This window comes from Streptomyces sp. ISL-43 (assembly GCF_018614195.1).
Taxonomy (GTDB): Bacteria; Actinomycetota; Actinomycetes; order Streptomycetales; family Streptomycetaceae; genus Streptomyces.
The window spans coordinates 132,471-158,582 of record NZ_JAGGOT010000029.1 but is presented as its reverse complement, the minus strand read 5'-3'; the positions used below and the strand labels follow the sequence as shown (position 1 = coordinate 158,582).

Sequence of the window (26,112 nt, the reverse complement as noted above, 5' to 3'; positions counted from 1 at the left end):
CGGGGGTCAGCCGCCGTAGACCTTCTTGATCTTGAAATCGGTGCCCGCGAGGACGTAGCCGCCCTGTCCGTACTCGTCGCTCAGGTAGGGGCGGATGGCGGGGGCGCCGAGCCAGGGGGAGACGTTCAGGTAGCGCGAGCTCGGGTTCTCGACGCCCAGCTCCTTGACCGACTGGGCCAGCAGGCCGGGGAGGGCGTCCCAGTCGAGCGCGGCCATGTCCATGAGCGGATCACCCGCCTTGACGGTGCCGGCGGGACCGCTGCGCTTGGCGGCGCCGCCCCGGTACTGCCAGGAGTCGACCGTCTTCGCCCCGGGCGCGGTGGGGATGGAGGCGATCACGTACTCGTCGTAGACCCGCATGTCGACGAAGGTGGTGGTGCCCGTTTGCTGTCTGAGCGCTTCGACCGCGGTACGGATGTTGGCCGGGTCGATCAGACTGCCCTTGGGCGGGGTCGCCGTCTTGGGCGTACTCGCCTTCGGGGTGGGCGTCGGGCCGGGAGTGGCGGCGACCGCGGTGGCCGGGGTGCCGGAGCCCGGCACGGACGGGGTGACCGACGCCTTCGTGTCGCCGCTCTTGCCCGCACCGGTGCCGGTGTTCCCGTCGGGCAGCCACTTCACCAGGCCGATCACACCGGCGGTCAGGACGGCCGCGAGGATCCCGGCGAGCAGCGCCGGGCGGCGGCGGCGCGGGCCGGACCGCGCGGGGACGGGCACGGGCACGGGAGCGGTGGACGCGTACGGGTTGCCCCCGCCCGGAAGGAACGGCGTGGGGGTGGGCATCGCCGCAGGGGCCGGGCCGGGGCCCGGGGTCACCGGCCCGAAGTTCCCGAGGGAGACGGGAGGCAGCACCGGGGTGGCTCCGCCGAGAGCACTGCTCACACTCCGGAGCAGCGCTTCCAGCTGCTCGGCGTCGGGCCGCGCGGCCAAGTCCCGTACGAGCAGCCGCTCCAGTACCGGACCCAGCGGGCCGGACCGTACCGGCGCCGGGATCGGCTCGTCGAGCACCGCGACCACGGTGGCCAGGCTGGTGGCCCGGCGCAGCGGGTGCACCCCCTCGGAGGCCACGTACAGCAGCATGCCGAGCGACCAGAGGTCGGAGGCGGGCAGCCCCTCCTCGCCGCGCGCCCGCTCCGGGGCGATGTACTCCGGCGAGCCGATCAGCACGCCGGTCGAGGTCAGTGCGGTCGACCCGTGCAGCGCGGCGATCCCGAAGTCCGTGAGCACCGCGGAACCGTCGGGCCGCAGCAGCACGTTGGCCGGTTTCACGTCCCGGTGCAGCACCCCCTCCGCGTGTGCGGCCCGCAGCGCGGAGAGCACGTCGAGACCGAGCCGCAGCACGTCGCCCACCGGCATCGGCCCACCGGCCAGCCGGTCGTGCAGGGAGCCGCCCTTGACCAGTTCCATCACGATCCACGGATGGCCCTCGGCCCCGTCCGCGGGCTCGACGATGTGGTGGATGGTGACCACGTTCGGGTGCGCGAGGCGGGCGAGGGCGCGGGCCTCGCGGACAGCCCGTTCCCGCAGCTGGACGGTGAGTCCGGGCTGGGCGGCGGCAGTGGCAGGATCCGGCGGCCGCACCTCCTTGAGGGCGACGTCCCGGTGCAGCGCGATGTCGCGGGCCCGCCACACCGTCCCCATCCCGCCGCTGCCCAGGGGCTCCCCCAGTTCGAAGCGCCCGTCGATCAGTTGTCTGCCGGCCTCACTGCTGTCCATGGCCGGTCATCGTAGGCGCCGCCACCGACCAGGATGCGGGCGGTGCCCGGTGTGGGAGGGGTGGCCGATGGCCGGTCGCGGGAGTCGCGGCCTAGTCGCGGGAGTTGCCGAACAACAGGCGGTAGGCGACGAGCAGGACCATGGAGCCCGTGATGGCCGAGGCCCAGGTCGCGATGTCGAAGAAATCGTTCTGGATCGAGCGGTCCAGGAACTTCGCCGAGAGCCAGCCGCCGATGAAGGCGCCGGCGATGCCGATGAGGGTGGTGCCGATCAGACCGCCGGGGTCACGGCCGGGCAGCAGGACCTTGGCGATGCCGCCCGCGAGCAGTCCAAGGATGATCCAGCTGATGATGCCCATGCCCGTTCACTCCGCTTCTGTGGCGCGTTCAGCCGGCGCGCCTCGTGCGCGCGTCTTCGCGTCCGTCTCATGGAGGAGGACGCGCGACCGGGTGAATCGGTTCTCTGCCCTGCCCGCGCGGTCGGCAACCGTACGGATCACGCCGCCGCGCCGGCCATCGGCGCGGCCGGGGAAACGGCGGGGGAAGCGGCGGGGGACGGGGACGAGGGCAGGGAGGACGACGGGGACGAGGGCGGGGCAGGGGACGAGGACGTGACCGGGGCCGAGGTCGGAGACGGGGCCGGAGACGGGGCCGGTAGCGGGGCGGCCGCCGGCTGCGCCGGTGTCCGCGTGAGAAGCAACACGCCGCGCGCCGCCGCGACCGCGCCCGCCGCCGCCAGCAGGACCCCGACCACCCCGCCCTGGAGGCGTTCGCCGAGCAGCACCATGCCGATCGCGGCGGCGGCCAGCGGATTGGCGAGGTTGACCACCGCGAGCGGGGCTCCGAGGCCGCCCCTGTAGGCCCGCTGGGACAGGAGCATCCCGCCGACCGCGAAGACCACGACGAGCAGGCCCACGGAAACGACCCGGAAGCTGAGCAGCGCCCCGCCGCGGCCGCCCGCCACGGCGACGGTCTGGGTCAGGGCGGAGGCGGCCGCGGAGGCCAGCCCGGAGGCCGTCGCGTGGCGCAGCCCCGAGCTCGTGTCCCTCCGCACGGTCAACAGCAGGATCACCGCGGCCGTCGCGCCGGAGACGGCGAGGGCCTCGGCCAGGGTGAGGGTGTCGTCGGGGGCCGGGCCGGAGGCGGGCAGCAGGAGCAGTCCGAGGCCGGCGACGGTGGCCAGGGTTCCGCGCCACTCGGTGCCCGCGACCCGGCGCCCGGCGCCGCGCGCGCCCAGCGGTACGGCGGCGACGAGGGTGAGCGCCCCGAGCGGCTGGACCAGGGTGAGCGGCCCGTACCGCAGGGCGGCGGCGTGCAGGAGCGCGGCCGCGGCGTTCAGCCCGGCCGACCACCACCAGCCGCCGTTGCCGAGCAGCGCGGCGGCGCTGCGGGCGACCGCGCGGCGGGCGAGGCGTTCCTGCGCGACGGCCGCGGCCGCGTACGTGACGGCCGAGGCGAGGCAGAGCAGGACGGCGACGAGTGTGGCGTTCACCGCGCCGCTCCTACGGTTCCGACGGTGCCCACGGCCGGCGCGGGTCCGGCGGGTACGGCCGGGCGCGGACCCGGCACGCTGCGCAGGGCGACGAGGGAGCGGGTGGCCGGGCGCGGGACGAGCAGCAGGGCGGCCCCCAGCAGCAGGGTCGCGACGATGGCGTCGAGCCAGTAGTGGTTGGCGGTGCCGACGACGACCAGCAGGGTCAGGAGCGGGTGCAGCAGCCACAGGGCGCGCCACCGGGAGGACGTGGCGGCGATCATGCCGAGGGCCAGCATCAGCGCCCAGCCGACGTGCAGGGAGGGCATCGCGGCGAACTGGTTGGCCATGGTGTCGGCGGCGGGCGCGGCTCGGTAGACGGTGGGGCCGTAGACCTGGCCGGTGTCGATCAGGTGGGTGGCGGCCAGCATCCGCGGGGGTGCGAGGGGGAAGCTCAGGTGCAGGGCGAGGGCCGCGCCGGTGAGGACGGCGAGGACGCGGCGGGTCCAGAGGTAGTGCGCGGGGCGGCGTACGTAGAGCCAGCCGAGGAAGAGCACCGTGGCGGGGAAGTGCACGGCCGCGTAGTACGTGTTCGCGGCGTGCACGAGGGTGTCCCCGGGGCCGTCCAGGAACAGGCGCTGGACCAGGCCTTCGCCGGGCAGGCGCAGCGCGCGCTCGGCGTCCCAGATGCGGCCGGCGTTGCGGAAGGCCTCGTCGGTGCGGCCGGTGGAGAGCAGCCGGCCGGCCTTGTACACGGCGAAGAGACCCGCGACGAGCAGCAGCTCGCGCAAGAGGCGGCGGCGCCGCTCCCGGCGGCGCGGCCCGGCCGCATCCGCGGCGTAATCCGTCGGCGCGCCCGGCGCACTCGGCGCACTCTCCTCGCTCTGCGCGCTCGGCGATCCCGGCGTACGCGGCCCCGCGCCGGCCTCGGCAGGTGTGGTGTGGGAGGTCATCCCCCGGTCTCGCTTCCTGTACACGGGCACATCGACACGCCAGTGTATCGATACATTCGCGTATCGATACGACTGTGTACCGATACGAGCGTGTACCGATACGCTCGCGTTCCCGTAGACTTTCGCTGGAACGGGATCCGGCCAGACGCGACTGGACCCGGCCAGATACCGTCGGATCCGGCACCGAGGCCCCAGAGAACCTGAAGCGCCACCGAGGAGAGCCGCCCCATGACGTCGCCGACGCCGGTCGTCCCGGCCCCCGCGCGCCGCTCCAAGATCACACCGGAGCGGGAACGGCAGCTGTACGACGCCGTCCTGGAGCAGCTGCGCGAGGACGGCTACGAGGCGCTGACCATGGAAGCCATCGCCGCGCGGGCCAGCTGCGGCAAGTCCACGCTCTACCGGCAGTGGAAGACCAAACCCCAGCTCGTCGCCGCCGCCCTGCGCGCCGACCGGCGGGGAACGCTCGCGGCGGTGGACACCGGGACACTGGTGGGCGACCTGCGCGCGGCCGCCCGGATCGCGGCCTGCACCTCGGGGCGCGACACCCGGCTCATGCAGGCACTCGGGATCGCGGTGTTGAGCGACGAGAAGCTGAAGGCGGCGCTGCGCGAAGCGCTGGTGGAGCCGGAGCTGACGGCGTTCGACGCGATCGTCGAGCGGGCCGTGGCGCGGGGCGAGCTCGCCGCCGGGCACCCGGCCGTGGAGTTCCTGCCGGCCCAGCTGATGGGCGTACTGCGCATCCGGCCGGTCCTGGAGGGGCGCGACGCCGACGCCGAGTACCTCGTACGGTTCGTCGACGCGTGTCTGCTGCCCGCGCTGGGCATGACCGCGCAGTCCGCCCCGCAGCCCCGCCCGCAACCGGCTCCGGAGCCCGGGCCCGGCCCGGAGTCCGTCCCGCAGCCCGCGCCGGAAGCGGTCCGGGCCCCCTGAACCGGCGGGCCGCCGTCCCCGATGACCGGACGGCTGCCTGCCCGCGCTGCCTCGTGGGGACGGTGGCAGCGCACACCACCCGGACCGGCCGGCGGACACTCCCCCGCGGAGTGCCCGCCGCCCGGTCCGCGCGGTGACCGGCCGGACCGCCCCCGTACGGCGGTCAGATCCGGGCGGCGCCCATGACCCGGGCGAACTCCTCCGGGTCCGCGTCGAAGCCCCGTACGGCAGGGTCCAGCGACCAGGCGCCCGAGGCGTCCCGGGTGAACTCCGCGACCGTGGCCGCGGCCGCGCCCCCCAATGCCGCGAAGTCCTCCATGGCGAGATCGGTGTAGCCCTCGCGGATGCGCAAACCGGTCCCCGCGACGTCGGCGAAGGTCAGCACCTGGTCGCCGCCCGCCCGCTGGATAACGATCCCGATCACGACGCGGGTCAACTCGGCCGACATCCGGTTCAGTTCGAGGGTCATCACCTCGTCGAAGCCGAGTCCCTGCCCGGTCCGGCTGTCCCGGTCCAGCGTGATCGTGCCGTCGGGGGAACGCCTGCCGAAGTGCACGAGGTGCACGGGCTCCCCGTACGGGTCGGCGGCGCCGTAGACCCCGGCGAGTATGTCGAGGTCGTGGACGGGCGCACCGGCCGGGCTGGGATCCCACCGCAGCGCGATCTCCACCTTGGCCAGGCCCTTGCGTACTCCGCTCACCGAACTCCCCCTCCACTTAGCGTGCGTTGCCCTCCCATGCTGTCACGGGTCCGTCCGCCGTCACCGAACGACCGTACGTTCCCGGCCAGTCCGCCGGAAGCGGACGGGGCCACCCCGCCCGTCGGTCCATCCACGTGTCCCGGCCGAAGGCCCCGAGGCCCGGGTGTTCCTCGTCCAACCGGCGCTTGAGAAAACCCAGATCGCCGCCCCGGTAGAGCCGGATCACCTGGGACGTCCAGTACGCCGCCCCGTGAGCGGACCTCGTGCCACTGGCCCCCGCACCGCACCCGTACGGGCTTCGGCGCGGCCGGGCCCGGCGGACCGTCGGCCGGCGGCGCACCGGGGAACAGGGCCGCCTGGACGAGCGGCACTCCCCCGGTTCCCCTCCGGGCGCGGGAGACGCACACCGGGCCGGCAAGGCCGGTCGGATTCGAACCGACGTCCTCCAGCCTGCTCCGTCGGCGCGACGACCTCCGCGCTACGGCCCTGCCTTCGGTGATCGTACCGAGGCGCCCCCGTCACGGCCGCCGATGGCGGGCGAGGCCGTCGGCGGTCGTAGGGGTCGGCCAGGCAACCGGCCCCTGTCCCGTACGGACCATGATCCACCGCAGGATCTGCGGCCGGTCCGGATCGTGACCCTCAAGATTTGCTCAGATCCCGTGACACCGTACCCGGCGGTTTCCTAGCTTCCTCATATACGCGTCCAGCCGCCCCCGCGGTTCCCGCGTACCCGAGGAAAGAGTGCTCCATGAAGGTTCCCAAGACCGCTGCGGTCGCCGCAGTGATCGGTCTCGCCCTGACCGCATCCGGGTGCGTCGGTGACGACGGGCCCAAGGGAAACCTCGCCATCGGCATCAAGTTCGACCAGCCCGGCGTCGGCATGCGCGAGCCCGACGGCACCTTCACCGGTTTCGACGTGGACGTGGCGACATACGTGGCGAAGGAGCTCGGCTACAAGCCGGACCGCATCACCTTCAAGCAGGTCTACAGCAACGACCGCGAGCTGCTGATCCAGTACAACGAGGTCCAGTTCGTCGCGGCCAGCTATTCGATCAACGACAAGCGCAAGGAGAAGGTCGACTTCGCCGGCCCGTACTTCCTCGCGCACCAGGATCTGATGGTCCGCGCCGACGACCTCACCATCAACAGGGCCGAGGACCTCAACAGCAAGAGGCTGTGCTCGGTGACCGGCTCCACCTCGGCGGAGAACATCAAGAAGAACCTGGCCCCCAAGGCGAGCCTCCTGGAGCTCGGCGGCTACTCCGAGTGCATCGTCGCCCTCAAGGACAACCTGGTCGACGCCATGACCACGGACAACTCCATCCTGGCCGGGTACACGGCGCGCAAGGGCAACGAGGGCAAGTTCCGGCTGGTCGGGCTGAGCCTGAGCAGCGAGAACTACGGGATCGGCATGAAGAAGGGCAACACCGAGCTCCAGCGCAAGGTCAACGAGGCGATCCGCAAGATGGTCGCCGACGGCTCCTGGGAGGCGGCCGTGAAGAAGAACTTCGGCGCGGACTACAAGTACGAGCCGGCCCCAGGCCTCACGACGGGCAGCTGACGACCTTGGAGGCGGTGGCCGGGTCCGACCAGTCCGCGTCGAAGGCCGCGTTGACCACGTAGAGCCGGTCGCCGTGGACGGCGGCCGTGGTCGGCGTGTGGAAGCGCGGGTCGGTGATCTGCTTCACGAAGCGGCCCCGCCGGCCGTCCGCGCTCAGGGTGAACACGTCCACCGCATGGATCCAGTTGCGTACGACGTACAGCGTGCGCCCGTGGACGACGAGCCCGTCGCCGTAGCTGACCGCCCCGCCGTCGAGCTCCGTGCGGGTGGCGGCCCCGGTGCCCGGGTCCACGCGGAACAGCGCCGCCGCCAGGTCGTGCACGAGCAGCAGCGCCCGGCCGTCCGGGGTCCGCGCGATCCCGTTGGCGCCCCAGTACTCGCCGCCGGGCGGGGTCGGGGTCCACTCGCCGCCGAGGGCCACCGTGCGCGGCCGCTCCCGGCCGCCGTCGGGCAGGAAGTACACGACGTCGTTGAAGGAGTCGGTGAACCAGGAGCCTCCGCGGCCGACGGTCAGGTCGTTGACGAAGGCCGTCCCGGTGGCGGCCTGGTGGGTGGCCAGAACCCGCCCGTCAGCGGCGTCGACGACGCGGATCTGCCCGCTGGCGCCGCCCGCGACGAGCAGCCTGCCGTGCGTGTCGAGCTTGAGGCCCACCGAGGCCGGGCCCTCGCCCCGGGTGATGATCCGACCGGCGCCCGTGGCGAGGTCGAAGCGGTAGATCGAGCCGTCGATCAGCGAGCCCGTGTACGCCGTACCGCGTGCGGAGACGGCGATCCCCTCGGGCTGGAAGCCCGCCGGGGTGGCGATCGTTTCGGGCCGGGGCGGCCGGGCGGTCAGGGCTTGCGCGGGAGCCGCCCCCGCTCCGACGAGCGCGACGCCCCCGAGGGCCGCCGCGGCACCTATGAATCCGCGCCGGTCCAAGCTTCCAGTCATGATCGGCCCTCTCAACTGGCTTGAGAACAACATCTGTTGACCCAGCCACCTCAGCACACCGATCGCTTCCCGGCAGTCCCCGGTCCGGATGCTTCACAAGGGAATGGGGAGGCTCCCCCTCCCTTCCGCCCGCGCGGGCCCTCATGGCGCGCGGGGCGGAGGCACCGGCCAAGGACAGGCTCCACCGCCCCGCGCGCGGGCCCGGCGGGGGGCTACGCCAGCGGCGCCTTCCCGCGCAGTACGGTCAGGAACTCCCGCATCCAGGCCGAGTGGTCGGGCCACGCGCGGGCCGACACCAGCGTGCCGTCGACCACGGCCTCCGAGTCCTCGAAGTCGGCGCCGGCCGCCTTCATGTCCAGCTCCAGGGCCGGATAGGCCGTGACCCGGCGGCCGTCCAGCGCGCCCGCCGCAGCGGCGATCAGGGGGCCGTGGCAGATCTGCGCGATCGGCTTGTCGGAGCCGGCGAATGCGGACAGGATCCGCCGCACGTCGGGGTCGTTGCGCAGGTACTCGGGGGCGCGGCCGCCGGGTACGACGAGGGCCGCGTACTCCCCCGGGTCGACGTCGGCGAAGGCGATGTCGGCGGGCCAGGTGTAGCCGGGCTTCTCGGTGTAGGTGTCGAAGCCGTCCTCGAAGTCGTGTACGACGAACCGCAGCTTCTTCACCGCCGGGGCCGCGATGTGGACCTCGTACCCCTCCTCGCGGAGGCGCTGGTAGGGGTAGAGGACCTCCAGCGACTCCGCCGCGTCGCCGGTCACGATGAGGATCTTCACTGCCATGGGCTGCTCCTGGTAGGGCGTTCACGGTGTGGCCCCCGCAACCGTGCACGCATCGGCGGGCCCTGCCAAGAGGGCCTCGCGCCAATCCCGCCCGTCCGGACCCCTCTTCGCCGGGGCCTCGGCGCCCGCCTCCCGCGGCGCTCCTCTCACCCGCACCGCGGCGGCGAAAGTACGGGCTCCCGACACGTGGTTTTCACCTGTAGGGCACATGACAATATGAGCCTCGCTCTGCCACCTGATATCCCGCCAATTCCCCGGGCGGGAGCGGTGCGTGTGGAGAGGTACCCCCACGTGATGAGAATCTCGCGCCTGACTCCCTGGGCGACCGGCCTCGCGGCGGCGTCACTGCTGCTGCTTCCGGCGTCCGCCACGGCCGGCCAGCGGACGGAGGCCGGCCCCGCCGCGCCTTCGGCCCCGGTCGAGGCCTCTACCCTGTCCTCGGCCTCCGCCTCGGCCTCCGCCGTGGACACCTATTACGCCGCCGCCGAGGGCAAGACCGGCGCCGCGCTCAAGACGGCACTGCACGACATCATCAAGACCCAGTCCAAGGTGACGTACGACGGCGTGTGGAACGCGCTGAAGGTCACGGACCAGGACCCGGCGAACCCCAACAACGTCATCCTGGTCTACTCGGGCCGCTCCCAGTCCAAGTCCACCAACGGCGGCGGGGTCAACGACTGGAACCGCGAGCACGTCTGGGCCAAGAGCCACGGCGACTTCGGCACCGCGACCGGCCCGGGCACCGACCTGCACCACCTGCGTCCCGAGGACGTCACGGTCAACAGCACCCGTGGCAACAAGGACTTCGACATGGGCGGCAGCCCGGTCTCGGAGGCCCAGGGCAGCTACACCGACGCCGACTCCTTCGAGCCGCGGAACGCGGTCAAGGGCGACGTGGCACGGATGCTGCTCTACATGGCCGTGCGCTACGACGGCGGCGACGGTTTCGCGGACCTGGAGATGAACGACAAGGTCAACAACGGCAGCGCCCCCCTCTTCGGCCGGATCAGCCTGCTGAAGCAGTGGAGCCAGATGGACCCGCCGGACGCCTTCGAGCAGCGCCGCAACCAGGTCATATACGACACCTACCAGCACAACCGCAACCCGTTCATCGACCACCCCGAGTGGGTCGCCTCCATCTGGTAGGCGCGCGCCGGGGGCCCTACTGCTCGCCGAGGAGCATCCAGTCCTCCGGGATCGCGAGCGACGCGAAGCCGACCTTGGCGTAGACGCCGTGGGCGTCCCCGGTCTCCAGGCAGGATCCGCCGCAGCCCGTACGGGGCAAGGTGGTCCCGCACCGCCCCCGCCAGGGCCGTGCGGAGCCCCTTGCCCCGCCTACAGCCGGTCGGCCAGGGTCTTGAAGGCCGGCCAGTCGAGGGCCGGAGGGCGGGAGTCCCAGACCTTCTGGGACAGGGCCGCCAGCGGGAGGCGGATGCCGGCCGCCACCTGCGCCTGGGTCTGGGCCCCGGCCAGATCGCACCAGACCGCGAGGCGTGCGCCCAGTATCCGGTCGGCGTAGCTCGCGGGGACGGCCGCGGTGCCCCGCAGCACCAGCGGGGTCCACTGCTCGTAGATCCGCCGGCCGGTGGGGTAGGTGAACTGGTTCGGCTCGCCCAGCACGTAGTAGAGGTACTCGTCGTTGAGGTTGACCACCTCGCGGCCCTCGCGCAGGTACTCCAGCGGCGGCCGGGCGCCGCCCTCCTTGCCCGTCCAGTACTCCACCTGGATGTCCCGGGCGGGCTGGACGACGCCACCGGTGAAGAAGCCGTCGTTCCACGCCGCCGGCGCCCGGCCCGCCGAACGGACCACGTCCGCCCGGTCGTTGAGCCAGCCCGTCGCCAGGTCCTGGACCCGGCCGGAGGGCCCGTAGCGCTGCCGGGCGGTGGCCGCGAGCTGCGGGAAGGAGGTCTGTGGGTCGCGGTAGACCAGTGCCTGGTACTCGTCCGCGCCCAGGTTCCAGATCGCGCCGGGGAACAACGGCAGGTACTCCCGCAGGAGTTCGTCCACGAGCCTCGCCCCAGCCGGGTCCGCGATGTCCACCGCGCCCTTGACCGCCCGGCCCTGTACGTCGACCAGTTGCAGCCCCGGGTACGCGCGCAGGACCGCGCCGAGGTGGCCGGGCGAGTCGATCTCGGGGACGACCGCGATGTGCAGGCTCGCGGCGAGTGCCGTGATCGACCGCACCTGCGCCTTGGTGAGGTGCGGGGTGGAGACGATCTCGGGGTGGGTGTCGGACTCGATCCGGAAGGCCTGGTCGTCGGAGAAGTGCAGGCCCAGCTGGTTCAGCTTCAGGTCGGCCATCTCACGCAGCCGGGCCTCGATCCAGTCGGGCGTGAAGTGCTTGCGGGCTATGTCGAGGTTGAGGCCGCGCTGCGGTTTGGCCGGGGCGTCGCGCACGGTGCCCTCCGGGGCCGAACCGCCGCCGGCGACCTCCTGTTTGAGGGTGCGGGTGCCGTAGAAGACCCCCGCTTGGTCGGGGCCGCTGATGCGGACCCGGCCGTCCTGCACGGTGAGGGTGTAGGACTCCGGAGCACCGGATTTCGCCGCGCCGAGGGCGAGTTGCACGTCTCCGGGACCCGGGGTGGCCGACTCGGCGTATCCCATGCGCAGTTCACCGGCGAGCAGCCTGCCCTCGTCGGACAGGGCCGCGCGGTCGGCCGGCGGTACGACGACCCGCGCCCCCGGGGTGGGCCGCCAGCCGGGGCCACGGGCCGGCACGTGTTCCCGTACGGCCGGGATGGTGCGCGGGGCGGTGGACAGCGGATGGGAGGGCGTCGGCGAGGGCACGGGGGCGGCCGGGCTCGTCGGGGAGGGGGCCGGCGCCGCCGGGCTGGTCGGGGCCTGTGCGTCGGACGGGGCCGACGGGGCGGACGGGGCGCCCGGGGCGGCCGAGCAGGCCGGGACGGCAAGGGAGACCAGCACGGCGACGGTGGCCGTCGCGATGACGTGGCTGCGCCTGTACCTCTTCGTCTGCCGCATCATCCACCTTTGTCCCCTGCCCCCTGTTCCCCGTACCAACGTGGCACAGGGGACACGGGCGCGCGACCCGGGGGGAAGGTCAGGCCAGTACGGCGAGCGCGGCCTCGGCGAAGCCGTGGTCCTGGGCGGGTGCGCCGCCGCCGACGCCGATCGCTCCGACGAGCCGGCCGTCGCGGTGGACGGGCAGCCCGCCCGCGATGAACAGCAGCGGGCGGTCGAGGGCCGTGGGCAGGGTGTGGAAGGGCCCGCCGGGCTGGACGGCGTCGACGAGGTCGGCGGTCGGGGCGTCCAGCTGGAGCGCGGTGAACGCCTTGCGGGTGCTGGTCTCGCCGGAGATCAGGACGGCCCGGTCGTCACGCCGGAAGGCCAGCGGGTGCCCGCCCGCGTCGAGGACGGTGACGCTGGTGGCGACGCCGGCAGCTTCGGCGGCGGCCGTGGCGGCGGCGACCAGCGCCTCGGCGTCCGCGGTGGTCAGGGGTGCGACGGCGGTGCGGGGGGCAGTGGCGGCACGGGGGGCGGTGGCGGCGGACATGCGGGGCTCTCCTGTGGGGTGAGGTGGGGCGAGGTGACGCTGCGGGGGGCAGTGCGCACGGGGCGTGGTGGGTCAGTGGTGAGCGGGGACGGCCGCGGCCGCCGGGGTGCCGGCCGCGACGACCCGGCCGGTGCCGGTACGTCCCGCCGTACGCCGTTCCAGCGCGCCGGAGACGACGGCGAGGACCAGGGCGGAGGCGGCGAGGGCCGCGCCGACCCAGTTCGGGGCGGTCCAGCCGAGCCCGGCGGCGATGACGAGCCCGCCGAGCCAGGCGGCGAGGGCGTTGCCGAGGTTGAAGGCGCCGATGTTGACGGCCGAGGCCAGGGTGGGAGCTCCGGCGGCCTGGTCGAGGACCCTCTTCTGCAGCGGCGGCACGGTGGCGAAGCCGAGGGCTCCGATGAGGACGACGGTGACGGCGGCCCCGGCCTTGGTGTGGGCGGTGACGGTGAACGCCGCCAGCACCAGCGCCAGCGCGCCCAGGGACACGTACAGCATCGGCATCAGCGCGCGGTCGGCGAACCGGCCGCCGACGAGGTTGCCCACGACCATGCCCAGGCCGAGGAGGACCAGCAGCCAGGAGACGGAGGTGTCGGCGAAGCCCGCGACGTTGGTCATCATCGGGGTGATGTAGGTGATGGCGGCGAAGACTCCGCCGAAGCCGAGGACGGTCATCCCCATGGCGAGGAGCACTTGGGCGTTGCGGAAGGCGGCCAGCTCGTGGCGGATCCGTACGCCCTCGGGGCGGGGCAGGTCGGGGACGAGCCGCGCGATGCCGAGCAGGCCGAGGAGGCCGAGCGAGGCGACGATCAGGAAGGTGACGCGCCAGCCGAGGTGCTGGCCGACCAGGGTGCCGAGCGGGACGCCGACGACGTTGGCCACGGTGAGGCCCGTGAACATCATCGCGATGGCTCCGGCCTTCTTCTCGGGGGCGACGAGCTCGGCGGCGACGACCGCGCCGATGCCGAAGAAGGCTCCGTGGGCGAGGGAGGCGACGACGCGGCCGGCGAGCATGACGCCGAAGGCGGGGGCGAGGGCCGAGAGCACGTTGCCCACGATGAACAGGCCCATGAGCAGCATCAGCATGCGCTTGCGGGGGACGCGGGTGCCGAGGACGGTCATCAGCGGCGCGCCGAGGAGCACGCCGAGGGCGTATCCGGTCACCAGGAAGCCGGCGGTGGGGATCGAGACGCCGTAGGTGCCGGCGACTTCGGGGAGCAGGCCCATGATCACGAATTCGGTCGTGCCGATCCCGAAGGCTCCGATGGCCAGGGCGAGGAGTGCGAGTGGCATGAGAGGGGTGCCCTTCAGGGGGTCAGGGGGAGGTTGCGTGTGCCGCGCGGTCGGCGCCGGACGGGTGCCGGGGGGCGGGAGGATGCCTGCGCCGGGGTGATTGCCATAGCGGCTTGCCCGCGTCCACATTAATTGCAGACGCGGGTTATTTGCAAGCGCGGGCTATTGCGCGAGTGGCCTATCCTGGAGGAACACGCCTTGGAGGAGGAGCCCATGACAGCCACGGACAGCGCACTCACCGCTCTCTCCCAAGGCTGGTGCGCCCTCTCCCTCCTGCACGGACGGATCGAGGCGCACATCGAGCGGGCACTCCAGGCGGCACACGGGCTGAGCGTGCGCGAGTACTCGCTGCTCGACGTCCTCAGCCGCCAGCACAGCGGCGTCGGCGGCCACCTGCGGATGCACCAGGTCGCGGACGCGGTGGTGCTCAGCCAGAGCGCGACGACCCGGCTGGTCAGCAGGCTGGAGGACCGAGGGCTGCTGAACCGCTACCTCTGCGCGACCGACCGCCGTGGCATCTACACCGACGTCAGCCCGGCCGGCCTGGCCCTGCTGGCCGAGGCCCGGCCCACCAACGACACCGCGCTGCGCGAGGCGCTGGACGAGGCCGCGCGGAAGCCCGAACTGGCGCCGCTGGTGGCCGCCGTGAAGAACACGCCGGCGGCCACCGGATAGCCGTCCGCCGCCGAGCCTCTAGCGGGTCGGCGGGGGTACGGATACGACGGCCGACGGGCCGGCCGAAGTCGACGGGGCCGACGGGGCCGACGGGGCCGACGGAACGGACGAGGCGGACGAGGCGGAGGAGGCGGACGAGGCGGAACTCGGCTGCGGCGGGCCGGTGGCCGACCCGCGCGGCGCGGTCGACGGACTGGCCGAAGGCGCGAGCGAAGGCTTGACCAGCGACGGGGCCGGATCCGTCGGAGCCGGGCCCGGGGACCGCTCCCCGGCCGTCGGCGAGGGCGACGGCGGCGCGGCCGGCGGCACCGGGCCGGGTCCCGGGCCGACCAGGCCAGGGTCCGGGGCCAGTACGGCGTACCCCACCACGGCGGCGGCCGCCGCGGCCAGACCCGCCAGCGGCAGCACGAAGCCCCGCTGCCGCAGCCGCGCCCACGGCAGTCCTCGTACGCCCTGCCCCGGCGGCTGCGCCGGGCGCAGCTCGCGCACGGTGATCCCGGCCGCGCGGGCGTCCAGGGCCTGCCGCAGCCGGTACTCGACGGGCCGCTCGGGCGCTCCCTCGGCCGGGTTCTGCGCCGAGCCCTCGGCCGAATCCTCCCCACGCCTCATATCCGACCCTCCAGGATCCGTTCCAGGGCGTCCAGCCCACGGCTCGCGTTCGACTTGACCGCGCCCCTGCTGATCCCCAGCGTCTCGGCGATCTCCGCCTCGCTCAGATCGGCCCAGTAGCGCAGCACCAGTACCTGCCTCCGCCGCGCCGTCAGCCGGCCCAGCGCGGCGAGCACTTCGCGATGTGCCTCGTCGAGGACCACGGAGGCCTCGGCGGAGGGTACGTCGGCCGGCGTCGGCGGGGTCCACGCGCGGGCGGTCCGCCTGCGGCGCAGCACGGAGCGCGCGGTGTTGACCACGGCGGTGCGCAGATAGCCCAGCGCGTTGTCCACCTCCGTGATCCGCTCCCCGTGGCGCCGGTAGAGCGCCGTGAAGGCGTCCTGCACCACGTCCTCGGCGGTGCCCAGGTCGTCCACGAGCAGCACGGCCAGCCGGACCAACCGCAGCCGGTGGGCGTGGTAGAGCTCGGTCACGGTGGGCTGCCCGGTGCCGTCTTCGCGGAGGTGGCCGTACGTGTACCCGTGCCGGTACGGCTCCGCCGGCGCGGGCGGGGCCTGCGCGGCCGACCGCTCGCGGCGCAGCAGGAACGACCACAAGCCCCGCCGCGGCCGGTCGAAACCAGGCGCGGCGGGGCCCACGGGTAGTGCGAGGTGGAGCACGGGGGTCCTCAGCCGTTGGCGCGGCGCCGCAGGCTGTACAGGGTCGCGGCCCCGGCGATGATCAGCACGGCCGCCCCGCCACCCAGTGCGGCGGTGGTGGCGGAGGAGCCAGTATGCGCGAGCTCGGCCTGGCCGGGCGAGGCCGGGGCCGCGCTCGGGGCGGCGCTCGGGGCGGCGCTGGGCTTCGTGCCCGGGGGCAGGCTCACCGAGGGCTGCGGCTTCGGGGCCGAGGGGGCGCTCGGCGCGGTGCTCGGCGTGGCAGTCGCCGATGCGGGCGCGGCGACGGTCGGCGTGGCGGACGAGCCTTGTGCGGCGGAGGCCGGCCCGGCCAGCGCAACGGCCACCCCGGCGGCCGCGACGGCTACGGCCGCCGCCCGGCGGAGGGACAGCGGGGCACGCTTCAGGTTCTTCACGGTGGTTCTCCACGGTCGGCTGGAGGGCGCGGGTTCACGCCCTTCACCCCCACACGACGCGCGACCCTCCGGGAGGTTGCCGCCGTTCGCGAAAAACTTTTGGCGAGCCTCCGAGCACCGGGCCGGTCCGCAGGGTCGCAGCGCTCTGCTCGATGCCCGGTCAGCGCTGACACAGACCGCGCAGCGCCGCGCCGAAGGCGGCCACGCCCTCCTCCAGCTCTCCGGGCGGGCCCGCGGCGTAGCCGAGGACCAGGCCCGGGGGGCCCGGGCCGAGGCGGTGCCAGGACAGCGGGTGCGCCTTGACTCCGAGGGCCAGGGCCGCCGCCGCGAGGGCGGTGTCGTCGAAGTCCGCCCGGTCGAAGGTGACCATCAGGTGCAGCCCGGCGGCGGCTCCGTGTACCCGCGCGCCCGGCAGTTCGGCCGCGATCGCCCGCAGCATCGCGTCCCGGCGGGCCCGGTGGCGGCGCCGCACGAAGCGCAGGTGGCGCTCCAGCTCGCCCGACTCCATCAGGCGGGCCAGCACCAGCTGGGCGAGGACCGGATTGCCGAGGTCGGCGTACCGCTTGGCCTCGATCACGGCGTCCAGCCGGCGCCGCGGGACCAGCAGCCAGCCCAGCCGCAGGGCGGGGGCGAGGAGTTTGGACACGCTGCCCGCGTAGCAGACGGCCTCGGGCAGCAGGGCGCGCAGCGCGGGGACGGGAGCGCGGTCGTAGCGGTGTTCGGCGTCGTAGTCGTCCTCGATGACGATGCCGCCGGCCGCCGCCCAGCCGAGGAGCTCGCGGCGCCGCTCCCCGTCGAGGACGACCCCGGTCGGGAACTGGTGCGCCGGAGTCAGCAGGACCGCCTGGGCGGGGCCCGCCGCCAGGGCCGCGGTGTCGATCCCGCCCGCGTCCACCGGTACGGGCAGGATCTCCATTCCGCCGTGCTCCAGCTGCTGCCGGGCCCCGAGCGAGCCGGGATCCTCCACCGCGACGCGCCGTACGCCCTCCGCGCGCAGCACCTGGGCCAGCAGTCCGAGGGCCTGCGCCACGCCCGCCACGACGACCACCTCGCCGGGGTCGGCGCGGATCCCCCGGCCCCGGGCGAGCCAGCCCACGATCGCCTCGCGCAGCGCGGGCGCGCCCTGCGGGTTTCCGTAGCCGAAATCGGCGGGGGTGAGTGAGGCGAGGACCCTGCGCTCGGCCTGGAGCCAGGCCGTGCGCGGGAAGGCGGTCAGGTCGGGCACCCCGGGCGAGAGGTCGATGCGGCACGGTGTGGCGCGCAGGGCGTCGACCAGCCCGCCCTTGCCCCTCGGCGTGCCGGTGTCGGCCGTCGCCCGGGCCGTCGCCCCGGCCGGCGCCGTCGAGAGCCCGGACGCCGACGTGGACCTGGACGCGGCCGCCGGCTTCGAGGGCGCCGATCCTGCGGTCCCGGATCCGGCCGTCACGGGTCCGGCGGTCACGGGTCCGGCGGTCACCGGTGCGGCCACGACGATCGTCCCGGCGCGGCCCCGGCCCACCACCTGACCGGCGTCCGCCAGGCGCTGGTACACCTCGGTGACCAGCCCTCGGGAGACCCGGAGCTCCGCCGCGAGCACCCGGCCCGCCGGGAGCCTGCTGCCGACCGGCAGGGTGCCGTCGGCGATGGCGGCGCGGATGCGGGCGGTGAGCCAGTCGGTCCGGCCACCCGGCGGTGCCTGGCCGATGTCGAGCAGCAGGAAATCGGATCCGGCGGCATCGGCACCGGTCTCGGCAGCGGTCTCGGCAGCGGTAGAGGGCTCGGCGGCCGTGGTCCCGGTCTCCCGAGTTTTGGACCCCTTGTCCCGGCCCTGTTCGGCACTGTCCATGAGTCCAATACTGGCGGACGCTCGACGGTATGAACACATCGCCCGCCCCGCTGCGCGACCTCGCCCCCGGCATCGCCGGCATGGCGCTCGTCGGCAGCAGCGTCACCGTCTCCCGGTCCCTCGTCGACGCCCCGCTGTTCGGCGTCCAGGCCGTCCGCTACGCGGCGGCCGCACTGCTGCTGCTCGCCCTGGCCCGCGCGGCCCGCGTGCGGATCGTGCTGCCGCGCGGCCGGGAGTGGCTGTGGCTGGCGGGCATCGCCGCGACCGGGCTGGTGCTGTTCAACGTGGCCGTCGTACGGGGCGTCGCGCACGCCGAGCCGGCCGTGATCGCCGTCGCCGTGGCCTCCGTGCCGGTCCTGCTCGGGGTGATCGGCCCGCTGCTGGAGGGCCGCAGGCCGAGCCGCCGGGTGCTGCTGGCCGCGCCGGTGGTGGTCGCGGGGGCGGTGCTGGTGGAGGGGACGGGCCGGACCGACGCCGCCGGGGTGGGCTGGGCGGCGCTCGCGCTGGGCTGCGAGGCGGGCTTCACGCTGCTCGCGGTGCCGGTGCTGCGGCGTCACGGCGCGTGGGGGGTGTCGCTGCACGCGGTGTGGATGGGCGCGGTGATGCTGGCGGTGCTCACGGTGTGCGTCGAGGGGCCCGCGCAGCTGGTGGCGGTGAGCCCGCGCCAGTGGGCGGCCGTCGGATACCTGGCCGTCATGGTGACGGCGGTGGCCTTCCTCCTCTGGTACCGCACGGTGGCCGCCGTCGGCTCCGGCCGGGCCGGGCTGCTGACCGGGGTGGCGCCGCTCGCCGCGGCGGGCGCGGGCGCCGTGACCGGCAGCGGCGTCCCGGGCCCGGCCGTGTGGCTGGGCCTGGCCGTGGTGATCGCCGGGCTGGCGGCCGGGCTGCGGCCGGAGCCCGCGCCGGCGACGCCCGCCCCGGCCGCGCGAAAGCCCCGTAACGCCCAGGAGCCGGCCGCCCCTTGAGCCCGCCGGGGCTTGTGGATCACAATCCGCAGATGGCGACGCCCCCGTACAGCAGCTGGATGCGGTACTTCTCCCCCACCGCCAACCACCGCCGGCTCGGCCTGGTGTGCCTCGGTGTGGGGGTGCAGCAGGGCGTGCTGCCGGTGGTCGGCCCGCGCGTGCTCGACCACCACGTCGCGGTGGTGGTCTGCGGCGGCCGGGGCTGGTTCAGCCACGGCGGCCGGGCCCCGCAGCCGGTGACGGCGCCGGCGCTGCTGTGGCTGGTCCCGGGGGTGGAGCACCACTACGGCCCCGATCCGCAGACCGGCTGGGAGGAGTGCTTCGTGGATTTCACCGGCCACAGCGTGGAGGCGTACACCGACCTCGGCTACGTCACCCCGGACCGCCCGCTGGTGCCGCTCAGCGGGACGGCCGGGGTGCGGCACGTGGTCGACGGGATCGTACGGGCGGCCCGGCGCGGCGGTCCGCTGCTGGAGGTGGAGGCCGCGGCGGCCGTGCACGGGCTGCTCGTCGCGCTGCGCTACGCCCGGGCCGAGGTGTCGCGGCACGGGGACACCGTGATGGACACCCTGGCCCGGGACGCGCTGCTGCCGATATCGGTGGCCGAGCACGCCGCCCGGCTCGGGATGCCGCTCCCCCAGCTGCGCCGGGCGGTGCGGCGCAGCACCGGGGAGGGGGTCAAGGAGTACCTCCTCGGGATCCGCCTGAGCCGGGCGAAGGAGCTGCTGGCCCGGACCGACCTGCCGGTCGCCGGAGTCGCCCGGCGGGTCGGTTACGAGGACGCCGCCTATTTCAGCAGGCTGTTCAGCCACCGGGTGGGCGTGGCGCCCGTCCGGTTCCGCCGGCAGCAGTCGACGCAGCAGCCGGCCGTCCAGCCGCAGGCACAGCCGCAGGCACAGCCACAGCCACAGCCACAGCCACAGCCACAGCCTCCGTCACGGTAGGTAGCCGATGTTGAGTTCCGCGACCGCCGTCCACGGATTGCCCGAAACCTCCCTGGTGGCCTTGAGCTTGACGTAGCGCGCGGTGCGCGCCGTGAAGGTGACGTCCTGCTGGGCGGTGGTGTTGGCGAAGGTCCCGGAGGCCGCCGCCGTGCCCCAGTTGACTCCGTCGGTGGAGGTGAGCACCTGGTAGTCGGCGATGCGGCCGTTGGTCTGCGTCTGGCGGGGCAGGTAGTGCAGCGCGGCGACGTTGTACGAGGCGCCGAGGTCGAGGGTGATCTCGTGCGGCATCGGTGCGGTGGCCTGGTACCACTGGGTGTGCCAGATGGTGGCGCTGTCGCCGTCGAGGACGTTGGCGGCGGCGCCGTTCTCGCCGGCGGTCTCCTGGCTGTCGACGGCCTTGACGCTCATCTGGTTCTGCGGGACGAGGAGTTCGCCGCCGCCGCCCGTACCGAGGTCGTCGACGGCCAGGTCGTCGAGGATGAAGTCGGCCTCGTTGTGGGAGCCTTCGGCGGTCACCTTCCGGATGCCGATCCAGGCGTCGGTCCCTGCGGTGAAGGTCTTGGTGAAGGTGGTGGCCGTACGGGCCTGGTTCAGCGCGGTCGCCGTCTCGGTGCTGCCGGAGCCGGTGATGAACTGGTAGTCGCCGCCGAAGCCGTTCTCGTAGCTGAAGGTGACCTTGTACGAGCGGCCCGGCGTCAGCCGCAGGGTCTGCGGAAGCGTGCGGTAGACGAGGCCCTGCCGCTCCTCGTGCGACTTGAGCGAGTTCTGCCCGCCGATCACGTCGTCGACCAGCTTCCCGCTCCAGCCCGCCTGGGTGTACGGGGCGTTGCGCTGGGCGATGTGGGTGCGCGGGTCGGTGGCCGAGCCGCCGGCGCCGCCGAAGGCGAAGGGGCCCCAGCCTGCGTCCACGTTCTCGAAGTCCTCGGTGAAGTAGTGGCCGGCGAGCGGGGTGCGGGCGGAGCGGACGACCCGTACGTCGTCCAGGTAGACGGTGCCGGACCCGGAGGCCGCGGAGAGTTTGAGGGTGGCCGTCGACTGGCCTGCGGGTACGTCGAAGAACACCTTCATCCGCTGCATCTTGGTGCCGTTCTTCTCGCTGCCGCCGAGGCTGTTGGTCAGCGGGGAGGAGTCGGCGTAGACGGAGGCGGCCGTGCCCGCGGCCGGGGTGACGGTGAGCGTGGCGGCCCGGCCGGCCGGGGTGGAGACCCAGACGGAGGCGGCGTAGGTGCCGGGGGTGAGGCCGGTGAGCTGCTGGGAGACGGCCGGGGCGGTGTTCGCGGCCATGGTGAGCTCGCTCTGCCCCTGGGCGTTGCGGGTGACGGCGGCGCCGGCCGCGGTGACGGTCCAGGCGTTCAGGTTGCCCGAGAAGAAGGAGGGGTCCTTGACGGGGGTGCCCTCACCCCACTTGGGGTCGGCCTGGGCGGGGGCCGCGCCGTTGGTGACGACGTAGGCGGTCTTGGCTGTGGCGTTGATCGTGACCTGGCCGCCGGTGACGGCGAGGTCACCGACCAACTGGCGCCCCGCGTCGGTCAGTTTGTAGAGCTTGGGCGAGGCCCAGCCGGCGGGCAGGGCCCAGGTGGTGGAACCGCCCGCGGTGTTCCAGTGGTAGAGCTTTCCGGCGCGCGGCAGGAGGTACGTGGAGCCGTTCAGGACGGTCCGGCCGCCGGCGGTGATCTTGCGGGTGCCGCCGGCGGTGGTGACGGTGGTGCCGTTGGCGAGGATGGCCGTGTCGGCGGTCCACTTCACGACCGGGGATTCCTGGAGGTACTTGGTCGGCAGGTTGGTGGCGAAGGTGGTGGCGAGGAAGGCGGTGAAGTCCCGCTTGCCCTGCCAGCCTTCGTACGCGGTGATCTCGGCGCCGCCGAGCAGCGGGTTGCCCGCGATCCAGTCGTCCTTGGTGTGATTGCCGATGAAGCGGGCGATGTTGGAGTTGATGCCCTTCAGGTCGGTGCCGCCGTAGTTGACGTCGGTCGCCCAGTGGTGCCAAAGGGACTGCTCCGTCATGGAGTTCGGGAACTCGGTGGCGAGCTGGTAGCCGAGGCCGCCGATCTCCCGTTCGAGCTTGCGCGAGACGTAGCCGTCGCCGTACCAGACGTCCACGTACAGGAAGTCCAGTCCGGGGGCGGCCGCCTTGAGGTCCTGGAGCCGCTTCAGCCGCCCGCCGGACTGCCCGTCCTTCCGCGTGTCCACGTAGTACGACTGGTCGAGCCAGTCCCAGCCGAGCCCGCTGCTCTGGTGGGCGGGGTCGAAGGTGGCCGAGACCGGGTACTCCTCGGTGGCGTTGACGTGCACGCCGAAGTCGGCGTTGTAGGAGTGGCCGACGGTGGTGAGGGTGTTCAGATCAGTGGCGCCGCCCAGCTTGGAGCCGATGTTCTTGTAGTCCATGTGCGCCGAGTCGTGGCCCTCGGAGGCGTACCCCTTGAGCAGGACGAACTGGCCGAGGCCGTCGGTGGCGAGGTTGACCCGCTTGGTCTCGTCGAGGGTCTCGGCGAAGGGGTGGGTGGCCGCGGAGGCGAAGTTGAAGGGGATGCGCTGCACGACGCGGTCGGCGGTCTGCTCCCAGCCGGTCGGCGGGGTCCAGATGTCGCGGTAGGCGACCGCCGCGTCCTGCCAGTCCACGGTGGAGTCGCCGTTGCGGTCGGCCGTGATCGCGACCCGGGCGTAGGGCAGCGGCTCGGTGTCGGTGTCCGCGGCGCCCGAGGCCCGGTAGAGCCAGGAGCCGCTCCACAGCCCGGCCCGGCGGTAGGCGCCCTTGTCGGTGACCTGCTTGCTGATCCGGCCGTTCTCGGTGGAGGTGCCGCCCGAGGGGGCGTCGTAGTAGGAGTTGGAGTCGATGGCAGCGGCCAGCTTGCCGGTGTTGGCCAGGCCGTACATCACGGTCGTGGCGGAGGCGTCGACCGGGGTGCTCGCCGTGATCGGGGTGAAGGTGTCCCCGGTGCCGGTGGTGGCGGTGTGCATCTTCGCGGTGGACAGCGCGGCGCCCGGCTGGCTGCTGCGGACGCTGACGAGGTTGTGAGCGGGGATCGCGAAGCTCCGTACGCGCAGGGCGGCCGTGTCCTCGATCGCGGTGACCTTGAACTCCACGACCGAACCGGCCACCGAGAGGCGGGACTTGACGGTCACTCCGGAGAAGGAGAGGGCGTAGTCGACGCCGGAGGCGGAGGGCGTCGAGGTGACGGTGGGTGTGTAGGTGGTTCCGTTGACGACGATCGCACCGATGGTGTCCTCGTTGCCGTTCAGCACGTCCCCGGTGGCGGTGCGGGTGTAGCTGATGACGCGGGGGAAGGCGCTGTCCACGCCGACGGACAGCTCGGGCGAGGTGATCGTCACGGGTGCGGCCGCCACGGCGGGGGCGGCGGGCACGGCCACGACCAAGGTGGCGACCAGGCCGGCCACCGCGGCTGCGGCCGGCCAGAGAGGGGTTCGCATCGGACCTCCGGGAGTCGGCGCTTCCTGTGCGGAAGACCGCGCGACGTGGAGGCCGGCGGTCCGCTCACTGACCTGACAGCTTGCGGATCGCGGCACGGCAGGCCCATGGACAAAGCCGAGCGCCGTCCTGGACTTATGTGACCGGTGGTTCACATGGGCGCTGTGTCCAGGTACCGGTCGGGGTACTGGCCTGGGTACCCGTCGGGGTACCGGCCGGACAACTGGTCCACGTACTGGTCTACGTACTGGCGGGCACCAGGACCACGGCCGTCCCGTACGCGCACACCTCGGTGCCGACGTCGGCGGCGTCGGTCACGTCGAAGCGCATCATCAGAACGGCGTTCGCGCCGCGCGCCTTCGCCTGCTCGATGAGCCGCTCCATGGCTTGGTTGCGGGTCTGCACCAGCGTCTTGGTGAGGCCCTTCAGCTCGCCGCCGATCATCGACTTCAGGCCCGCGCCGATCTGGCTGCCCAGATGGCGGGAGCGCACCGTGAGGCCGAAGACCTCGCCGATGACCTGCTCGACCCGGTAGCCGGGGACGTCGTTCGTCGTCACGACCATGACGCCGGTCTGCTGCGCGCCGGAGCCGCCGCCGTAATCTTCGATTCCCATGGCTCCCACTCTGGCGGCGCCGGGCGCGGCCCGCATCCGGAAGGGGGCTCAGGAGAGCCGGACGGCGAGGCCGAACTCGTGGGCCACCACCACGGCCTGCGCACGGCTGGCCAGCCCCAGCTTGCTCATGCAGCGGTGGACGTGGGTTTTGACGGTGGCGGCGCTGAGGACGAGGCGGCCGGCGATGTCGGCGTTGGACAGGCCCGCGCCGACCAGGCCGAGGACCTCGCGCTCCCGCGGGGTCAGGGTGTCCAGGCCGGGGCGCGGGGCACGGGCCGCGGCCGGGGCGGCGTAGGTCTCCACGAGCCCGCGCAGGGCTCCGGGGCTGAACAGCATCTCGCCGCCGTGCACGGTGGCGATGGCGGCCAGCAGCCGCTCGGGCGGCGTGTCCTTGAACAGGAAGCCTCCGGCCCCGACCCTCAGGGCCCGGAAGACGTACTCGTCGGAGTCGAAGGTGGTCAGCACGAGCACCTTGGGGCGCGCGCCGGGCTCGGCGGCGGCCAGGATCCGCTCGGTGGCGGTGAGCCCGTCGGTTCCGGGCATCCGGATGTCCATGAGGATCACGTCGGGGCGGGTCTCGGCGGCGAGCCGCACCGCCGCTTCGCCGTCCTCGGCCTCGCCGACGACCTCGAAGCCGGGTGCGGCGGTGAGCAGCGCGGTCAGTCCGGACCGGATCAGGAACTGGTCGTCGACGACGAGGACGCGCAGCACGGTCTCTCCTTCTTTCTCGGTGGGCGCCTCAGGCGTCATGGCCGGTCCGGGGCACGGGGACGCGCAGGCTGACCTCGAAGCCGCCCTCGGGGGCGGGCTCGGCGGTCAGCGTGCCGTGGTAGATCATCGCCCGCTCGCGCATGCCGGTCAGACCCTGGCCGTGGGACCCGGCGGCGCGTGCTCCCGTACGGTCGGGGCCGGGGCCGGGGCCGGGGCCCGCTCCGCGTCGGCCTCCGTGTCCCTGATCGGCTCCGTGGCCGTGGCCGCCTCCGTGTCCGGCGGCGCGCGCGGCCGCGTTCCCGTCGTCCTTGACCCGTACGCGGACCTCGTCCTCGGTGTAGTGCACGCGGACGGTGGTGTGCGCGGCCGGGGCGTGCTTGAGCACGTTCGTCAGCGCCTCTTGGACCACGCGGTACGCGCAGAGGTCGATCCCGGGCGGCAGGGCGTACGCCGTCCCCGTGATCGCGACGTCGACGGGCACGCCCGCCGCACCCACCCGGCGGACGAGCTCGCCGAGGCGGCCGAGCCCGCAGACCTCGCCGGCCACCCCCTCCTCGGCGGGCGCGGACCCGTCCTCCCGGAGCACGACGAGCATCCGGCGCATCTCGGCCAGGGCCTCGTGGGCACTGGAGCCGATGGTGTCCAGGGCGCGGCGGGCGGTCGGCGGGTCGGAGGAGAAGACGTATCCGGCGAGTCCGGTCTGCACGGAGATCACCGAGACGTGGTGCGCGATGACGTCGTGCAGTTCGCGGGCGATCTGGATGCGTTCCGCGACGACGGCCCGGCGCGCCTTCTCCTCCTGTTCCAGCCGGAGCCGGCGGGTCAGATCCCGCAGCCGCCGGGAGCCGTCGCCGGCCACCCAGCAGACGGTGGTGGCGACGGTCACGAAGCCGACGCTGAGGGGGCCGATGCCGGGTTCGGCGAGCCGGGTTCCCCAGAGCAGGACCAGGAGCGAGGCGGCGGCGCAGCGGATCGAGACGGGGCGCGGGCGCAGGGCGGCGACGGTGTAGAGGGCGAGGAGCATCCCGCAGACGGCGGGGACGTGGTAGTAGCCGAGGGTGAAGTAGGCGGCGATGCAGAGCCCGGTGCTCACCAGGACGGCCACGGGGAAGCGGCGGCGCAGCACGAGCGGCAGGTAGACGGCTCCGAGCAGGACGTAGGCGAGGGTGTCGGTGTCACGCCAATAGCCTTCGGGGTCCGGCCAGTTGGCGAGCATGGAGGTGGAGATCCAGAGTGAGCCGAGGGCATACGCGATCTCGACGACGGCCGGTCGCGCGGCGCGGAGCCGGGCCACAGCCGGATGCGCGGACAACTGCACGTCGGACCCCCTTGTGTACACCCCTGGTTGTACAGGGTTACCACCCCTGGGGGTAGCCGGAGTTCAACCCTTGGATGGGCGAGAGCGGAAGCCGGCCCCCGTAGATTTCC

At 73.6% G+C, this 26,112-nt stretch carries 24 protein-coding genes and 2 pseudogenes; 6 read left to right on the top strand and 20 right to left on the bottom strand.

Annotated elements, in window-relative coordinates; all coding sequences use genetic code 11:
• Positions 1-6: 6 nt before the first annotated feature.
• From J7F03_RS16845 to J7F03_RS16830, 4 genes are all read right to left on the bottom strand, one after another.
• Positions 7-1,713, bottom strand: a complete 1,707-nt coding sequence (locus tag J7F03_RS16845) for a serine/threonine-protein kinase (RefSeq protein ID WP_214950221.1) — start codon at positions 1,711-1,713, stop codon at positions 7-9.
• Positions 1,714-1,804: 91 nt separating this feature from the next.
• On the bottom strand, positions 1,805-2,071 hold the full coding sequence (locus J7F03_RS16840) for a GlsB/YeaQ/YmgE family stress response membrane protein (RefSeq protein ID WP_214950220.1): 267 nt from the start codon (positions 2,069-2,071) through the stop codon (positions 1,805-1,807).
• Positions 2,072-2,208: 137 nt separating this feature from the next.
• Positions 2,209-3,204, bottom strand: a complete 996-nt coding sequence (locus J7F03_RS16835; RefSeq protein ID WP_214950219.1) for a hypothetical protein — start codon at positions 3,202-3,204, stop codon at positions 2,209-2,211.
• Positions 3,201-4,136 carry a phosphatase PAP2 family protein gene (locus J7F03_RS16830; RefSeq protein ID WP_214950218.1) on the bottom strand — a complete coding sequence of 312 codons (936 nt, stop codon included), beginning with the start codon at positions 4,134-4,136 and terminating at the stop codon, positions 3,201-3,203. The genes J7F03_RS16835 and J7F03_RS16830 overlap by 4 nt, the downstream gene beginning before the upstream one ends.
• Before the next feature lie 228 nt (positions 4,137-4,364).
• Between J7F03_RS16830 and J7F03_RS16825 the strand changes: the two are divergent.
• A pseudogene (locus J7F03_RS16825) lies at positions 4,365-4,967 on the top strand (TetR/AcrR family transcriptional regulator); the annotation flags it as partial.
• A gap of 265 nt (positions 4,968-5,232) precedes the next feature.
• Here J7F03_RS16825 and J7F03_RS16820 read toward each other — a convergent pair.
• Together J7F03_RS16820 and J7F03_RS16815 are read right to left on the bottom strand one after the other, a co-directional pair.
• Positions 5,233-5,769 (bottom strand): TerD family protein, encoded by a 537-nt coding sequence (locus J7F03_RS16820; protein WP_214950216.1) that lies wholly within the window; start codon positions 5,767-5,769, stop codon positions 5,233-5,235.
• 415 nt (positions 5,770-6,184) lie between these two features.
• Positions 6,185-6,257: pseudogene (locus J7F03_RS16815) on the bottom strand.
• A gap of 260 nt (positions 6,258-6,517) precedes the next feature.
• Between J7F03_RS16815 and J7F03_RS16810 the strand changes: the two are divergent.
• Complete coding sequence (locus J7F03_RS16810) at positions 6,518-7,330, top strand: glutamate ABC transporter substrate-binding protein (RefSeq protein ID WP_214950215.1); 813 nt, start codon at positions 6,518-6,520, stop codon at positions 7,328-7,330.
• Here J7F03_RS16810 and J7F03_RS16805 read toward each other — a convergent pair.
• Positions 7,314-8,261 carry an SMP-30/gluconolactonase/LRE family protein gene (locus J7F03_RS16805; RefSeq protein WP_214950213.1) on the bottom strand — a complete coding sequence of 316 codons (948 nt, stop codon included), beginning with the start codon at positions 8,259-8,261 and terminating at the stop codon, positions 7,314-7,316. The genes J7F03_RS16810 and J7F03_RS16805 overlap by 17 nt on opposite strands.
• 212 nt (positions 8,262-8,473) lie before the next feature.
• On the bottom strand, positions 8,474-9,040 hold the full coding sequence (locus J7F03_RS16800) for a DJ-1/PfpI family protein (RefSeq protein ID WP_214950211.1): 567 nt from the start codon (positions 9,038-9,040) through the stop codon (positions 8,474-8,476).
• Positions 9,041-9,334: 294 nt separating this feature from the next.
• On the opposite strand from J7F03_RS16800, the gene J7F03_RS16795 reads away from it, so the two are divergent.
• Positions 9,335-10,186: an endonuclease I family protein gene (locus tag J7F03_RS16795; protein WP_214950209.1), complete on the top strand. Its 852-nt coding sequence runs from the start codon at positions 9,335-9,337 to the stop codon at positions 10,184-10,186.
• 16 nt (positions 10,187-10,202) lie between these two features.
• Here the strand turns inward: J7F03_RS16795 and J7F03_RS42005 are convergent, their stop codons facing one another.
• From J7F03_RS42005 to J7F03_RS16775, 4 genes are all read right to left on the bottom strand, one after another.
• Positions 10,203-10,325, bottom strand: coding sequence for a hypothetical protein (locus tag J7F03_RS42005; RefSeq protein WP_285440456.1), 123 nt, complete (start codon positions 10,323-10,325; stop codon positions 10,203-10,205).
• A gap of 50 nt (positions 10,326-10,375) precedes the next feature.
• A complete protein-coding gene (locus J7F03_RS16785) occupies positions 10,376-12,022 on the bottom strand; it encodes a glycoside hydrolase family 20 protein (protein WP_374104349.1) in 1,647 nt (548 codons plus the stop codon).
• Between the two features lie 76 nt (positions 12,023-12,098).
• Entirely contained in the window at positions 12,099-12,551 is a 453-nt protein-coding gene (locus J7F03_RS16780) for a heme-binding protein (protein WP_214950205.1), read from the bottom strand.
• Between the two features lie 72 nt (positions 12,552-12,623).
• Positions 12,624-13,841 (bottom strand): MFS transporter, encoded by a 1,218-nt coding sequence (locus J7F03_RS16775; protein ID WP_214950203.1) that lies wholly within the window; start codon positions 13,839-13,841, stop codon positions 12,624-12,626.
• 213 nt (positions 13,842-14,054) lie between these two features.
• On the opposite strand from J7F03_RS16775, the gene J7F03_RS16770 reads away from it, so the two are divergent.
• Positions 14,055-14,516, top strand: coding sequence for a MarR family winged helix-turn-helix transcriptional regulator (locus tag J7F03_RS16770; RefSeq protein ID WP_214950201.1), 462 nt, complete (start codon positions 14,055-14,057; stop codon positions 14,514-14,516).
• An 18-nt stretch (positions 14,517-14,534) separates the two neighbouring features.
• Here J7F03_RS16770 and J7F03_RS42000 read toward each other — a convergent pair whose 3' ends face one another.
• The 4 genes from J7F03_RS42000 to J7F03_RS16750 all read right to left on the bottom strand — a co-directional run bounded on the left by J7F03_RS42000 (position 14,535) and on the right by J7F03_RS16750 (position 18,022).
• Entirely contained in the window at positions 14,535-15,125 is a 591-nt protein-coding gene (locus tag J7F03_RS42000) for a hypothetical protein (RefSeq protein WP_214950200.1), read from the bottom strand.
• Positions 15,122-15,784: a SigE family RNA polymerase sigma factor gene (locus J7F03_RS16760; RefSeq protein ID WP_308379627.1), complete on the bottom strand. Its 663-nt coding sequence runs from the start codon at positions 15,782-15,784 to the stop codon at positions 15,122-15,124. The genes J7F03_RS42000 and J7F03_RS16760 overlap by 4 nt, the downstream gene beginning before the upstream one ends.
• 8 nt (positions 15,785-15,792) lie before the next feature.
• Positions 15,793-16,197 (bottom strand): LAETG motif-containing sortase-dependent surface protein, encoded by a 405-nt coding sequence (locus J7F03_RS16755; protein WP_308379626.1) that lies wholly within the window; start codon positions 16,195-16,197, stop codon positions 15,793-15,795.
• Between the two features lie 160 nt (positions 16,198-16,357).
• Entirely contained in the window at positions 16,358-18,022 is a 1,665-nt protein-coding gene (locus J7F03_RS16750) for a PLP-dependent aminotransferase family protein (protein ID WP_214950199.1), read from the bottom strand.
• A 29-nt stretch (positions 18,023-18,051) separates the two neighbouring features.
• Here J7F03_RS16750 and J7F03_RS16745 point away from each other — a divergent pair, with 29 nt between their 5' ends.
• Complete coding sequence (locus J7F03_RS16745) at positions 18,052-18,987, top strand: DMT family transporter (RefSeq protein WP_214950198.1); 936 nt, start codon at positions 18,052-18,054, stop codon at positions 18,985-18,987.
• Between the two features lie 32 nt (positions 18,988-19,019).
• On the top strand, positions 19,020-19,931 hold the full coding sequence (locus J7F03_RS16740; protein ID WP_251072026.1) for an AraC family transcriptional regulator: 912 nt from the start codon (positions 19,020-19,022) through the stop codon (positions 19,929-19,931).
• Here the strand turns inward: J7F03_RS16740 and J7F03_RS41995 are convergent.
• The 4 genes from J7F03_RS41995 to J7F03_RS16720 form a co-directional block, all read right to left on the bottom strand.
• The gene (locus tag J7F03_RS41995; protein WP_214950197.1) at positions 19,923-23,360 is read right to left on the bottom strand and encodes an endo-alpha-N-acetylgalactosaminidase family protein; all 3,438 of its coding nucleotides are present in this window, start codon (positions 23,358-23,360) and stop codon (positions 19,923-19,925) included. The genes J7F03_RS16740 and J7F03_RS41995 overlap by 9 nt on opposite strands.
• A 238-nt stretch (positions 23,361-23,598) precedes the next feature.
• Positions 23,599-23,973 carry a YbjQ family protein gene (locus tag J7F03_RS16730; RefSeq protein ID WP_214950196.1) on the bottom strand — a complete coding sequence of 125 codons (375 nt, stop codon included), beginning with the start codon at positions 23,971-23,973 and terminating at the stop codon, positions 23,599-23,601.
• A 48-nt stretch (positions 23,974-24,021) separates the two neighbouring features.
• Complete coding sequence (locus tag J7F03_RS16725; RefSeq protein WP_214950195.1) at positions 24,022-24,723, bottom strand: response regulator transcription factor; 702 nt, start codon at positions 24,721-24,723, stop codon at positions 24,022-24,024.
• Positions 24,713-26,002 (bottom strand): histidine kinase, encoded by a 1,290-nt coding sequence (locus J7F03_RS16720; RefSeq protein WP_308379623.1) that lies wholly within the window; start codon positions 26,000-26,002, stop codon positions 24,713-24,715. The genes J7F03_RS16725 and J7F03_RS16720 overlap by 11 nt, the downstream gene beginning before the upstream one ends.
• Positions 26,003-26,112: the final 110 nt, after the last annotated feature.

What these genes read in the sequence shown, in the direction of transcription:
- J7F03_RS16770 (WP_214950201.1), top strand. Translation starts at nt 14,055, where the DNA reads ATGACAGCCACGGACAGCGCACTCACCGCTCTCTCCCAAGGCTGGTGC.
- J7F03_RS16725 (WP_214950195.1), bottom strand. Translation starts at nt 24,723, where the DNA reads ATGACGCCTGAGGCGCCCACCGAGAAAGAAGGAGAGACCGTGCTGCGC.
- J7F03_RS16810 (WP_214950215.1), top strand. Translation starts at nt 6,518, where the DNA reads ATGAAGGTTCCCAAGACCGCTGCGGTCGCCGCAGTGATCGGTCTCGCC.
- J7F03_RS16785 (WP_374104349.1), bottom strand. Translation starts at nt 12,022, where the DNA reads ATGATGCGGCAGACGAAGAGGTACAGGCGCAGCCACGTCATCGCGACG.
- J7F03_RS16750 (WP_214950199.1), bottom strand. Translation starts at nt 18,022, where the DNA reads ATGGACAGTGCCGAACAGGGCCGGGACAAGGGGTCCAAAACTCGGGAG.
- J7F03_RS16795 (WP_214950209.1), top strand. Translation starts at nt 9,335, where the DNA reads ATGAGAATCTCGCGCCTGACTCCCTGGGCGACCGGCCTCGCGGCGGCG.
- J7F03_RS42000 (WP_214950200.1), bottom strand. Translation starts at nt 15,125, where the DNA reads ATGAGGCGTGGGGAGGATTCGGCCGAGGGCTCGGCGCAGAACCCGGCC.
- J7F03_RS16730 (WP_214950196.1), bottom strand. Translation starts at nt 23,973, where the DNA reads ATGGGAATCGAAGATTACGGCGGCGGCTCCGGCGCGCAGCAGACCGGC.
- J7F03_RS16830 (WP_214950218.1), bottom strand. Translation starts at nt 4,136, where the DNA reads ATGACCTCCCACACCACACCTGCCGAGGCCGGCGCGGGGCCGCGTACG.
- J7F03_RS16745 (WP_214950198.1), top strand. Translation starts at nt 18,052, where the DNA reads ATGAACACATCGCCCGCCCCGCTGCGCGACCTCGCCCCCGGCATCGCC.
- J7F03_RS16805 (WP_214950213.1), bottom strand. Translation starts at nt 8,261, where the DNA reads ATGACTGGAAGCTTGGACCGGCGCGGATTCATAGGTGCCGCGGCGGCC.
- J7F03_RS16775 (WP_214950203.1), bottom strand. Translation starts at nt 13,841, where the DNA reads ATGCCACTCGCACTCCTCGCCCTGGCCATCGGAGCCTTCGGGATCGGC.
- J7F03_RS16780 (WP_214950205.1), bottom strand. Translation starts at nt 12,551, where the DNA reads ATGTCCGCCGCCACCGCCCCCCGTGCCGCCACTGCCCCCCGCACCGCC.
- J7F03_RS16845 (WP_214950221.1), bottom strand. Translation starts at nt 1,713, where the DNA reads ATGGACAGCAGTGAGGCCGGCAGACAACTGATCGACGGGCGCTTCGAA.
- J7F03_RS16800 (WP_214950211.1), bottom strand. Translation starts at nt 9,040, where the DNA reads ATGGCAGTGAAGATCCTCATCGTGACCGGCGACGCGGCGGAGTCGCTG.
- J7F03_RS41995 (WP_214950197.1), bottom strand. Translation starts at nt 23,360, where the DNA reads ATGCGAACCCCTCTCTGGCCGGCCGCAGCCGCGGTGGCCGGCCTGGTC.
- J7F03_RS16840 (WP_214950220.1), bottom strand. Translation starts at nt 2,071, where the DNA reads ATGGGCATCATCAGCTGGATCATCCTTGGACTGCTCGCGGGCGGCATC.
- J7F03_RS16740 (WP_251072026.1), top strand. Translation starts at nt 19,020, where the DNA reads ATGGCGACGCCCCCGTACAGCAGCTGGATGCGGTACTTCTCCCCCACC.